This window comes from Clostridium formicaceticum (assembly GCF_001854185.1).
Lineage (GTDB): Bacteria > Bacillota > Clostridia > Peptostreptococcales > Natronincolaceae > Andreesenella > Andreesenella formicacetica.
On the sequence record NZ_CP017603.1, the window covers coordinates 3,874,854 to 3,886,195 of the forward strand.

The following is an 11,342-nucleotide window of genomic DNA, read 5'->3' on the forward strand; positions in this document are numbered from 1 at the left end:
AAAAAGACAGTTGGCCTTAAACCAATTGTCTTTTTCTTATTTTCATAGAAGTTATTTATTAAAGAATCTATTCATTTTTTATAGCCTCTAAGGCACTAAGATTCATGGCTCTTCTGGCGGGAGAATATCCTGATACAATACCAATAAAAGTTGCAAAAACAACTGCTGCTATTGCTAATTCAATAGGAATAACAGACATGCCAGTACTTCCTCTCATAGGTCCTAAAAAGCCGCCGCCTATTTTATTTAGGCCAAAAGAGATGCTATAACTAAATAATAGGCCTACCATACCTCCACAAAAACCTATAATCCCCGCTTCGATAAGAAATAGTTTTTTTATATCGGATAAATTAGCTCCTAACACCTTCATTACACCAATCTCTCTTGTTCTTTCATAAATACTCATAATCATAGTATTCGTAATTCCTATAGCTGCTACAAACAAGCTTACTGCACCAATTCCTCCTAAAATCGCTTGCATTTTAGCTGAAGTCTCCTTCATAGACTTTAGCATATCTGTTAGACTAAAGGTTTGGAAACCTTTTGCCTTAATTTCCTCCTGTATTCTTTCTACATCATTTATTTCCTTAGCTTTTACACTTATTTTTTCATATTTATTATTATCTTGTCTCCTATCTCTATAGGATGCATCCTGTCGATTTGTCCGTCGATCTTCTTCGATAATCTTTTCTAAGGTTGTGATATTCATATAAGCATAATAGTCTTTTTCACTAAAACTCTCAGCCAATATACCCACTCCCTTAACATTATGCGCCTTTGGAGGTGTGGCTTTCGTTTCAGATTCTTCTCTGACATTTCTTACTTCCCCATAGTTCATATCTGAAGTTAAAATTAAGTTATTACTAATTAAATCAACATTGTTATTAGCGCCGTATTGATAAGCATTTTTTAAACGCGGATTATAAAACTGCATTGCCACATTTTTTCCAAATACCATAGCTTCTTTATCTGAAGGTAACAGAAGTCTTCCCTTATCTATGTTAAAATCAAAAGCCTCCATAATTTCAGGATCTATACCAATGACAGGTACATAGCCTACCATTCTGCCTACTGCCATTTTGTAATAGGCATTTTTAACAGGCATTACTGCCTCTACTCCTGGTATTTGCTTAAAATAATAGACTGCTTGATCATCTAAGCTCACTTGTTTTTGCTGTTGAGAAGACATGGAATCATCATAGTATCTGTAGTTATGTACCTCAATAATATTTAAATTTCCCATTTGAGACAACTGTTCTTTAAAACTCCTGTCCATTGCAATGCCCAAGGAAAGCATAATAACAATGGAGCTTGTACCTATGATGACACCAAGAATGGTAAGAAAAGTTCTGGTCTTTCTTTTCCATAAACTCTCCAAAGACATTTTTAGTAGATCCAAGCTACTCATACATATCCACTTCCTCTAATCTCTTTTTACGCCTTCTATAAAGAGTTATTCCTACAATGCCACCGACAATGATGATACCAATGATTACAAAAAGCTTTCTTCTACCTGAAGATTCCCTTACATTCTCAGGCTGTTGAAAAGGTTCTGGCATAAACTCCTGCATTTGCTCTGAAATTTCTAGCGTAAATTCCTTCTCAATAGAAAAGTGTTGGTTGATTTCATCATCATAGCTAAAAATAATTTTTCCGATTAAAGTGCCTACACTTGTAGGAATAATGGTGGCGTCATAATAATTATTTTTACCGGCCTCCAGATTTCCAATATATAAGCTCCCTTCCTGCGTGTCAAAATCACCTTCTATGCTAATCATCATATTACGCATTAAACCCCGTCCTGCATTATAAAATTCTAATGACATGCCTATGGGGCTGCCTAAGTAGTTTTCAGTAGGTGTTATGATATCTCCTATCATCAAACTGGTTTCTTGAATAACAGGAATCCCTATCAACTCTTTTATGCTGTGATCCTTACCCTTGGTATCCTCATATTCAATATCTACAAAAATATTATGTGTCTTATACTCCGCATTTATCTTAGGTCGTAGACTTACAGTACGTTCTACCCTACTATTAGCATTGATCTTATCAATATAAAAAGAATTACTGCTTCCTACAGGTGAAAAAATATCTCCATCAGAACTTATACTGACTCGAATATTTCTAACATCATTGCTTTTATGGGTATTATAAAAGGATATGTTTAAAGGAAAAGCTGTTCCAGCTTCTATAAATTCTTTCCCATAATCATAGTAATCAACAATCACTTTAGGTATCCCCGTTTCTTCGTCATCACTATTTACAAAAACGCCTATATATTGACTTACTGATTGCAACTCTTTTTTGCTGCCAGTTTTTACTTCATACTCTACAGTTACTTTAATTGGATAGTTCTTTGATTCTATATCATCTTTTGCAAACAGTGTAAATTCTACAGGGGTCTCTTTTCCAGCTGCTAAACTTCCTATACTTTTGATAGACATAGATTTTGGTAAGATTTCTTCCCCTCCATCAACACTTACCCTTACATTATCTGCATCTTCATCACCAGTGTTTTTTAGGTTAAAGGAAACCGTAAAATTTTCATAAGGTACCACTGGATTTTCTGGGTAAATTAAGTTACTAAAGGCTAAATCAATTTCTTTAGAGGCGTTTGTTTCTAGAGGAAGATACACTTTAATCTCTGTTTCATAGGGAACATCATATTCGTCCTTATAGGTTAAGAAGAGTGTCAGGCTATAGTTCTCCTCCTCCAACTGAGAGTTTGCAGAAATATTATAATAAACTGTTCTTGCTTCTCCACCAGCCAGTGACTGAATATTGATTGTATCAAGGGCTGAATCCAGTATGAGCTCAGTGCTTGAAAATCCTCCTAATCTAGCTTTTATATCTTTAGCTGTTAAGTCTCCACTATTTTGTATACGAAAACCTACAGTTTTTGTACTACCACTCACCAACTTACCACCTTCAATTGTTGTATCCATTAGTTTTAATGATGGTACTTCATAGTCGTTTTCAATTTTTATATAAATGGTTTCAGTTAGACTAAAACTTCCACCATTCGACGAAGTATATTCTATGTTTAGTGTCAATGGATAGGTTTTTGCCTCCGCATTCTTACGAATATTTAAATTAAACACTGCATTCTCTGTATTACGCCCGTAAATAGAAGAGACTTTTTTCTTTGTAAACAAACCGTCAATTTCGAAAGGAACGTTTTGCAAATCATTAGCAGTTAATGAAACAAATATATTCACCGCCTCTCCATTCGTAGTATTTTCTATTGGAATCGATAATCTAGCTTCTGTCCCGGCTTTAAATACAGGAATCTTATAATTTCTTCCAATAATTAGGTTAGGATTATCTCGTATTACATCCCCTTGCATTTGATATGTTCCAGTATTTGCTTCTGCACATAAAGGCATAGCGTATAAAATATTCACTAAGATTGTACTTATAAGAAGCAAACAAAAAAATTTATACTTCATGGCTTGTCCCCCTATTCTCTTCATAATTTACTTCAACTTTTTCAATATTGCCGTCTAAAATATAAAAAGTTCGATCGGCAAATGCTGCAATACTTCTATCATGGGTTACAATAATCAATGTTTGGTGATTTTTTTTAGCTAAGCTTAACATAAGTTGCAATACTTCCTGCGTAGTTTTCGAGTCCAAGTTACCCGTTGGTTCATCAGCGAAAACAATAGGAGGTTTGCTGACAAAAGCCCTTGCTATCCCTACCCGCTGCTGTTGTCCCCCACTCATCTGAGTAGGTTTGTGCTTAATGTATTTTTCCAGTCCGACAGCCTTAAGCATCATGAAAGCGGCCTTTTCTCGCACCTTTTTATTTACTCCCCTAAAGGTTAGTGGTAAGCTAACATTTTCCAATGCATTTAATGTAGGCATTAAATTATAGGACTGAAATATAAAACCTACATTTTTTTGTCTAAACTTTGTTAACTGTTTTTCGCTCATTTTTTCAATAAACTTTCCATGAATTTTAATACTTCCCTTGGTTGGTTTTTCTAGCCCCGCCATCAGGTTTAAGAGGGTAGACTTTCCAGACCCAGAAGTCCCTAACAAACAACAAATTTCTCCAGCTTTGATATCCATGGAGATATCATCTAGCGCTATCACTTTTTCATCTCCTATCCTAAATATTTTTCTAACATTTTTTATCTCCATTGCATAGGTAATATGTATCCCCCCAATCCAAAATTTTATTGATATGGAAAAAAAGGCCAGTACTAACTACTTATTAGACGATTTTTGCCGAAAAAAGTTTCATAAAAATCCCCACGAAATTTAAGTTTCATGGGGATTTTTATAGGTTAATTTTTTTTGTATTTATTTGTAAAAACTTTTTCATACAACAAGTCTTTTTCCTGGTAGAGAGACTTTTCTTCGTCAGGATAACCTATGGCTATAATAGATTCAACCCTCATTTCCTCGGGAATATCCAGCGTCTTTTTAACATAGGATTCTGCTGCAATTTCTGCACTATGTTGTCTTTCTCTTATCTGAATCCAACATGAACCTAAACCCATAGTCTCTGCCATGACTTGAATCAAAATAGATGCAATGGAAGTATCCTCCACCCAAACATCACTTTTCCTCTCATCTCCCAAAACTACAATAGCCAAAGGAGCATCCTTTAAAAAAGAAGCACCATGCTCTTTTGCTTTAGAAAGATCTGCTATCAACTTCTCATCCGTTACCACAATAAACTCCCAAGGTCGAATACTCCTAGAAGATGGAGCTAATAAAGCTGCCTTTATCAACGCATCAATTTTTTCTTGTTCTACTTTTGCTTCCTCAAACTTGCGAATACTTCTTCTTTTCTTTAATAAATCTAACATCTCCTGCCTCCTTTGAAAATTTGTCATTATTTATTATTATAGCATAAATGCTATTTTTACTACCTCAGATAAGCACGAAACAAGGAGAATACATGATCTACTATAATGATATCAAAAGCACATCTTTAACACTTTTAAAACTATAAGACCCAATTAAACAAAAATCCCACCAATACAATTCCAATCCCCGTAATACTCACGAAAATACCAATCAATTTTGGCTTTATTACCTTTTTTAACAGAATAATAGAGGGTAAGGATAAAGCTACAACAGACATCATAAAGGCCAGTGCTGTACCAACCCCTACTCCTTTATTAATCAATGCTTCCGCAATAGGTATAGTACCAACGGCATTAGAATATAAGGGAATTCCAAATAATACCCCTACGAAAACTGCTAAAGGATTGTTGGGTCCTGCATATTTAGCTAACAAATCTTCTGGTGCCCATCCATGGATCAATGCCCCAATGCCAATCCCTATAACAACATATATCCAAATATCCCTTACAATATCCACCACACTATCCTTAGCGTGAATAAGTCGTTGCTTTCTTGTCATTTCCGTTGCTGCTGTCTCACCTATTTTTATGTTAAAAACATATTCTTCCACTAGGTGATATAGGTTAAATTTCTCTATGATTAATCCAGTAATAATTCCAATAGCCATGCCCGCCAAGGTATATAAAATAGCTATTTTAGGACCAAAACTAACAAATAGATATCCTAAAGCAATTTCATTGACAATAGGAGAAGTTACTAAAAAGGTGAAGGTAACGCCTAATGGAATCCCTGCCTCCACAAAACCAATAAAGATAGGTACAGTGGAGCAGGAACAAAAAGGTGAAACCACTCCCAACATAGAAGCAATCACATATGCCCAAATCCCATGAAACTTCGCCAACATTGCCTTCACCTTTTCTGGGGGAAAATAGCTACGGATATAGGTTATGATAAAAATCATGAAGCTAAGTAAAAATATTATTTTTACAGTATCATAGATAAAAAAATGAACTGCATCATAAAAAGTATCTCCTGTCCAGATATCAAAACCAAGAAGCTGTAAAATCCAGTGAATAAATCGTACTACATAGGGTGCAACTAGATGGCCAAATCTTTCAAACATAGTAAAACCTCCTTAACTTTATAATAGATGTGATAAAGATTCTTCAAGTTGTTTTTGTAAAATTAACTTTACCTTTTGTAATATCTCATATATTTCTAAATAATTCACCCTGTAAAACACCATTAATCCTTCTTTTCTACTACTTAAAATCCCTTGATCTTTTAAAATTTTCAGATGCTGTGAAACATTTGATTGCTCTAAATCCAACTTTTCATAGATTTCACAAACACAAAGCTCATTTTTATCCTTTAAAAGTTCTAATATTTCAAGTCTAGTTGGATGTGATAAGGACTTTAATAAGCTTGCGCAAAGCCGATAGTTCTGATTCGACATCTTTTTCACCTTCTTTTCAATAAATTATTATATTAGTTTTTTGTAATATACTAATATAATATACCTAAAAACATTTTTTGGCAATATATAAATTTAAGTAATTTGCGTTTCAATAAAATAAATTTGTAAAAACAATCCTCTTGACTTCTTCTATAGAACAACATCTTTTAAAACCGCACAAAATGCAGAAGTCCACGAAAACATATTTTGTTATAATATAAAAACAGTTATCTGTAATTCATCTTTTCTAAAAACCTAAGTAAAACATATAAAACCCAATAAGCAGAATAACACCGCCCATCATATATTTTAACACGCTATTAAAAGTACCGTATCTATTGCTTGAAGTAATTTTTGTTACAAAACCAATTGACGTTCCTGCCGCTAAAACTAAAACACTATGACCTATGGAATATAATAATAAAAGTAGTATACCCCAAGAGATATTACCACTCTCCGCTACAATAGCAAGCAAAACTACCAATACAGGTGTTGCACATGGTGATGAAAATATTCCGCCTAATATGCCTGCAATCAAAGCCCCTATATAGCCCTTTTTAGCACTTTTGGTCATTAGATAAGTTGACGGTATGAAGTTGTAGATCTCCCATGTTTGAAGTGCCATCAATACCATTAAAACACCTAAAGCAATATACCACCCGGAACTAGAAGTTCCCACAAGCTGTCCTAACACAGAAGCAATTGTACCTAAAATAGTGAAGGTCACCGCCATACCGAGGGCAAAAACCAATGATAGTTTAAATGCTCTTTTTGTATCATTATTTCCACTTCCCCCTACATAACCGATAATCAGCGGAACACTTGTCAATGCACAAGGAGTAACAGAGGTTACAACACCTGCCAAGAGGGCAATCATAGGCGCAAGCCAAAAGCCCTCAGAAATAAGCTTTGATAAAGCCTCTAGCCATTGATTAATCATTCTACGCCCATCTCCTTTAATACAGCAAGTATCTGTTCCTTCGTCATGCCACCCTCATGTATAGTAAATACATGCTCATCCGTATCTTTCATAGAATACATTTGCATTTGTATTGCTTGTGGGTTTGATGGTACATAAGGTTTGCCTTCCTTGCCCCAAAAAACTTGTGTTGGAATAACGCGAATAGGGTAATCCTCTACTAAAGCCTGGTACTTCCATACATCAACAAACTTTATGATTGCTTTTCCACGAAGTTCTTCATTTAGTTCCTCCAAAACAGGTGCCATTTCTTTACAGGGAATACAAGCATCTGCACCAAAATCGATTATAATGGGTAATCTATAAGATTTAAGTTCTTCAAGATTTAAATCATCGATCACATGTAAGGCAAAATCAGAATCTTCCTCAGATACTATGGAATTTTTACCAGCATTTTTTAAAAACCATATTCCTCCAATGATCATAAGTATAAGTGTAGGTATGAGTATTTTGACAGCTAAACCTTTAGAGGGGGTTGTTTTATAATTTTCATTCATAATCAGTTTCCTCCTTGATAAATCAATAATTATTATTTTATATATTTATTTTATAATATTATCATATTCTACCTAAATTTACCACATGTAAAATAACCCTGACAACAAACAAAATAAGCCCTCCCATAATTTTATGAGAAGGGCTTATTTTTTATATCCTTTATATGATAATTCTATGCGCTTTTAAATTTCTTCCACATGACTTGCCTAAGATGCCTTTTTCTATCTAAAAGAATATATAACCCACTAAGCCAGATATTACAATAATTACAGCTGGACTAACCTTAAAAAATGCTATAGCCACCAATGCTCTTATCCCAATAGAAATATTTTTTACATCTAAGCCAGTTTGCATAAAAAATTGAAGCCCAAACCCAATAATTAGCCGCTCTACAAAATCTAATCAAATATAACCATTGCTGTCTATTTGAATAGTTTTTGCCCAAAGAGTTTTCTCTCTTTGGTGGAAGTACAATTTTTACTTTTTTAAAGATTCACAAGTAAACCCATCCTCTTTATATTTCATTAACTTTTCGATATCCTTCAAAAACTTATTGTTTTGATCCATTTTTTCATTCATAAAATCATAAAGCAGCTTGTTTTCCTCAATAAATTGTGGATTAATTCGATAGTAAATCCACTGAGCTTTCTTCTCAAAAAAAATAATATTTTTAGTTTTCAGCTTATTTAAGTGCCTTGATACATTAGACTGCGTTGTCTCTAGTATTACTTCAATCTCACAGACACATAATTCGCCTTTTCTTAATAAATTTAATATCCTCAGTCTATTTTCGTCCCCCAGTGTTTTGAACAAACTATCCATTTTTTCACCACCTAAAACCTATTTCTCTTGACTTATATAAAAGCTACTGGATTAAGAAATTTTCTTCCATTGTTGCACTTAGAACTATTTTGCCTTCTTAAGCATATTTATGGACAAGCAATGATTTGTCTGGCCCAAAGACACTCAGCACAGGAAGGACTGTTTCCCCAGCAATCCATCTCATTACTCTCTGTATAGTTGCATCCGTCTAAAGATCTGCAGTCAGTACAAGAAGGGAAATGGTTTTCATTTACAGCTCTTCTAAAATTCACATATCCAGAATCCATCCATATTTCTTGAAGCTTTTTTTCATTGACATTACCCAAATAACAGGCATACATATTTTTTTTTCTCCCATAGATATAACAATGATAGGTATGCATCAAAGCATAACAAGGGCTAACATTGCCTAGGTAATTGATGCATAAGGATTTATCCTTTACAAACTTACAGTTTCGTTCTGTTCTTAGCTTCATATTGGACATCTGCGCCTTGATGGTGGTTAATAGGGATTGACTTCCAAACATACGACCAGTATCATCCATGTCGTAAACGATTTCATCCTTCATTGATTCGTGATAAGGTATCAAATTGCTTACAATAATCTGATTCGCTCTAAGATCATAAGCCATGCGGATTAACTTGGGTAGTTGGGCATAATTTTTTTTCATGGCTACAAACTCGATTCCTAGCTCTGGCTTTTTGGTTTTTCTTTCCTGTTTCATAGTCTGCAAATTTTTGATATTTTTAGAAACACTCTGAAAGTCAGCCCCTAGTCGGATTTCATTATACGCTTCTTCTTCAGGACTATCTAGGGAAGTAAAAAGAATATCCAATTCTAGATCAATTAATTGTCGAATATTTTCTTCCTGTAGATAAGAACCATTAGAAATCATTTCTACCTTTAGACCTAATTCCTTCACTGCCTTTATCATATCAAAAATCCTTGGATGCATCATAGGTTCACCAAAACCGCCGAAATGAACAGACGCCAAATCCGGCAACTCTTTGAGATTTTTTAATATATTTTCAAAGGTCTCCCATTCCATATGTAATAAACAATCTTGCCAAGAACTGCGAATACAAGTAATACAATCAAAATTACATTTAGTAGTAACCTCAATATAGATTCTCTTTATATCTGGTAGTAAGGGAATTAGTCGATAGCCACCTTCCGTCTCAACGAATATAGCTTCTTGCTTCCCTTCTAAAGCTACAGGCAACTTCACACTCCCATCCTTAGCAATCTGAATCTTTTTTCCTGCTGCAAAAATCTCCGTTCCTAAGGCTTTAAACTGTTTTTTCATCCTATCTCCCCCATATATGATTATATTTAATTATACTCATATATTATGCTTAAATACAATTTTTGTCAATAATTTCCCTGTTTTTCCCTATTTAGTACTTAAGACATCTATATCTTTCTTCAGAAGCATCCGTGATAATTTCCTTCCCTAGCTTAATAATTTGTCTCACTTTATCATCCCGAATACTTGGGAGGCTATATCAGTAAGGACGGCATTCAACGCTTCAATGTTACTATGAATATCGGATATGACAGCTATTCTCGTCTTTTCACTCCTTTAATCATAAAACAAATTTCTTGCTTGGCTTATTCACCTTCATCTTTTTAATTATTTTACCACTGTTTTAAAGCTTGTGCTTCACTAATATTTTTGTCTTTATAATATTCCTAAAAAAACTTAATTACTTGAGTTGTACAATTATTTAATGTACTTTAATTTTATACTTCATATCCTAGTATTTGCATCATACTTTCCACCTGCTATAGTTTTTCTCTATAATTTTCTTTGTAGATAGCTAAACATCTTTTTATATTTTACTGCCCTTGCAGAAGTTTCGATGCAAATGCCATACAAGTTCCTTCCCCACACTTCTTACAGTTTAATTTTGGTAAATTTTTATAAACATCGATTATCTTTGGTTGCTCACGCATTTCATGCAAAGGGTCTATTTCATCTTTCTTTTCATAAGTGTCATTCACTAAAGTCTTTACTAAATCCATAATTTCATAAGCTTCTGATTCATTAATAATCTTGGCTACTGCTAGCTTTTCTGGAAAAAGTGTGATAATCCTAAATTCCTTCTTAAAAGTTAAGCTTCCAGCATTTTTATTATAGGTAGCATTGTTTAAGATAGCATTTATGTAAGGAAATATTTCCGAAACATCCCTTGAAAATTTAGCTTTAAATTGCATCTTTCCTGCATCTGTTGTACAGGGTTTTATAAAATTCATTTTTACTTCTTCTTTAGGATTATAAAAATTAAAAAAATTAGCAATGGCTTTTCTTGTGTCATATACTAGCCCATCAGCCTCCATTGCCCGTTCATAGGCTCCCCTTCCTGCAGTAGCACCATTGTTTAGCATAAAATCATACACGGCATCTAACACTTGCTTTGGTTTTGGATAAGAAGTAGCCGCATTATCTAAATACACTACCATTTAAATCCCCCTTTTAAAACAAAAGTTTTATTGAGATTATTTCACCTAAATTTTTATGAGATCTAGATAGAACCCATATAACTTGCATATATCTTGTAACTTAATCAATATATAATTATATTTTTATTATTTTATATTATTATAATAGCTCTATATCTACCATAAGTCAATAGGTATAGAAGCAACTCTTGTTTGTATTTAAATAGGATATACCTTCTAAAAAACCTAGCCTTAATGCATTACACATTAAGACTAGGCTTAAGAATGCTTTTTTACATCATACTTATATTGAAGAAACA

At 33.7% G+C, this 11,342-nt stretch carries 12 protein-coding genes; all 12 read right to left on the reverse strand.

Features of this window, described 5'->3' with window-relative positions; all coding sequences use genetic code 11:
* Positions 1-67 precede the first annotated feature (67 nt).
* The 12 genes from BJL90_RS18135 to BJL90_RS23200 all read right to left on the reverse strand — a co-directional run bounded on the left by BJL90_RS18135 (position 68) and on the right by BJL90_RS23200 (position 11,043).
* A complete protein-coding gene (locus BJL90_RS18135; protein ID WP_070971387.1) occupies positions 68-1,408 on the reverse strand; it encodes an ABC transporter permease in 1,341 nt (446 codons plus the stop codon).
* On the reverse strand, positions 1,401-3,452 hold the full coding sequence (locus BJL90_RS18140; protein ID WP_070971390.1) for a COG1361 S-layer family protein: 2,052 nt from the start codon (positions 3,450-3,452) through the stop codon (positions 1,401-1,403). The genes BJL90_RS18135 and BJL90_RS18140 overlap by 8 nt, the downstream gene beginning before the upstream one ends.
* The gene (locus BJL90_RS18145; RefSeq protein WP_070971393.1) at positions 3,442-4,149 is read right to left on the reverse strand and encodes an ABC transporter ATP-binding protein; all 708 of its coding nucleotides are present in this window, start codon (positions 4,147-4,149) and stop codon (positions 3,442-3,444) included. Before BJL90_RS18145 ends, BJL90_RS18140 begins: the two co-directional genes overlap by 11 nt.
* A gap of 146 nt (positions 4,150-4,295) precedes the next feature.
* Positions 4,296-4,823: a nitroreductase family protein gene (locus BJL90_RS18150; RefSeq protein ID WP_070971396.1), complete on the reverse strand. Its 528-nt coding sequence runs from the start codon at positions 4,821-4,823 to the stop codon at positions 4,296-4,298.
* Positions 4,824-4,963: 140 nt separating this feature from the next.
* On the reverse strand, positions 4,964-5,947 hold the full coding sequence (locus BJL90_RS18155) for a permease (RefSeq protein ID WP_070971399.1): 984 nt from the start codon (positions 5,945-5,947) through the stop codon (positions 4,964-4,966).
* A gap of 18 nt (positions 5,948-5,965) precedes the next feature.
* The gene (locus tag BJL90_RS18160) at positions 5,966-6,280 is read right to left on the reverse strand and encodes an ArsR/SmtB family transcription factor (protein ID WP_070971402.1); all 315 of its coding nucleotides are present in this window, start codon (positions 6,278-6,280) and stop codon (positions 5,966-5,968) included.
* A gap of 247 nt (positions 6,281-6,527) precedes the next feature.
* Positions 6,528-7,220 carry a cytochrome c biogenesis CcdA family protein gene (locus tag BJL90_RS18165; RefSeq protein WP_070971404.1) on the reverse strand — a complete coding sequence of 231 codons (693 nt, stop codon included), beginning with the start codon at positions 7,218-7,220 and terminating at the stop codon, positions 6,528-6,530.
* Positions 7,217-7,756 (reverse strand): thioredoxin family protein, encoded by a 540-nt coding sequence (locus BJL90_RS18170; protein ID WP_070971408.1) that lies wholly within the window; start codon positions 7,754-7,756, stop codon positions 7,217-7,219. Before BJL90_RS18170 ends, BJL90_RS18165 begins: the two co-directional genes overlap by 4 nt.
* 226 nt (positions 7,757-7,982) lie before the next feature.
* On the reverse strand, positions 7,983-8,111 hold the full coding sequence (locus BJL90_RS23100; protein WP_257786390.1) for a hypothetical protein: 129 nt from the start codon (positions 8,109-8,111) through the stop codon (positions 7,983-7,985).
* 123 nt (positions 8,112-8,234) lie between these two features.
* Positions 8,235-8,579 carry an ArsR/SmtB family transcription factor gene (locus tag BJL90_RS18175; protein ID WP_070971410.1) on the reverse strand — a complete coding sequence of 115 codons (345 nt, stop codon included), beginning with the start codon at positions 8,577-8,579 and terminating at the stop codon, positions 8,235-8,237.
* A gap of 107 nt (positions 8,580-8,686) precedes the next feature.
* The gene (locus BJL90_RS18180) at positions 8,687-9,886 is read right to left on the reverse strand and encodes a tungsten cofactor oxidoreductase radical SAM maturase (protein WP_070971413.1); all 1,200 of its coding nucleotides are present in this window, start codon (positions 9,884-9,886) and stop codon (positions 8,687-8,689) included.
* 533 nt (positions 9,887-10,419) lie between these two features.
* Positions 10,420-11,043, reverse strand: coding sequence for an aminotransferase class V-fold PLP-dependent enzyme (locus BJL90_RS23200; RefSeq protein ID WP_335617807.1), 624 nt, complete (start codon positions 11,041-11,043; stop codon positions 10,420-10,422).
* Positions 11,044-11,342: the final 299 nt, after the last annotated feature.

What these genes read in the sequence shown, in the direction of transcription:
- BJL90_RS18135 (WP_070971387.1), bottom strand. Translation starts at nt 1,408, where the DNA reads ATGAGTAGCTTGGATCTACTAAAAATGTCTTTGGAGAGTTTATGGAAA.
- BJL90_RS18140 (WP_070971390.1), bottom strand. Translation starts at nt 3,452, where the DNA reads ATGAAGTATAAATTTTTTTGTTTGCTTCTTATAAGTACAATCTTAGTG.
- BJL90_RS18145 (WP_070971393.1), bottom strand. Translation starts at nt 4,149, where the DNA reads ATGGAGATAAAAAATGTTAGAAAAATATTTAGGATAGGAGATGAAAAA.
- BJL90_RS18150 (WP_070971396.1), bottom strand. Translation starts at nt 4,823, where the DNA reads ATGTTAGATTTATTAAAGAAAAGAAGAAGTATTCGCAAGTTTGAGGAA.
- BJL90_RS18155 (WP_070971399.1), bottom strand. Translation starts at nt 5,947, where the DNA reads ATGTTTGAAAGATTTGGCCATCTAGTTGCACCCTATGTAGTACGATTT.
- BJL90_RS18160 (WP_070971402.1), bottom strand. Translation starts at nt 6,280, where the DNA reads ATGTCGAATCAGAACTATCGGCTTTGCGCAAGCTTATTAAAGTCCTTA.
- BJL90_RS18165 (WP_070971404.1), bottom strand. Translation starts at nt 7,220, where the DNA reads ATGATTAATCAATGGCTAGAGGCTTTATCAAAGCTTATTTCTGAGGGC.
- BJL90_RS18170 (WP_070971408.1), bottom strand. Translation starts at nt 7,756, where the DNA reads ATGAATGAAAATTATAAAACAACCCCCTCTAAAGGTTTAGCTGTCAAA.
- BJL90_RS23100 (WP_257786390.1), bottom strand. Translation starts at nt 8,111, where the DNA reads ATGCAAACTGGCTTAGATGTAAAAAATATTTCTATTGGGATAAGAGCA.
- BJL90_RS18175 (WP_070971410.1), bottom strand. Translation starts at nt 8,579, where the DNA reads ATGGATAGTTTGTTCAAAACACTGGGGGACGAAAATAGACTGAGGATA.
- BJL90_RS18180 (WP_070971413.1), bottom strand. Translation starts at nt 9,886, where the DNA reads ATGAAAAAACAGTTTAAAGCCTTAGGAACGGAGATTTTTGCAGCAGGA.
- BJL90_RS23200 (WP_335617807.1), bottom strand. Translation starts at nt 11,043, where the DNA reads ATGGTAGTGTATTTAGATAATGCGGCTACTTCTTATCCAAAACCAAAG.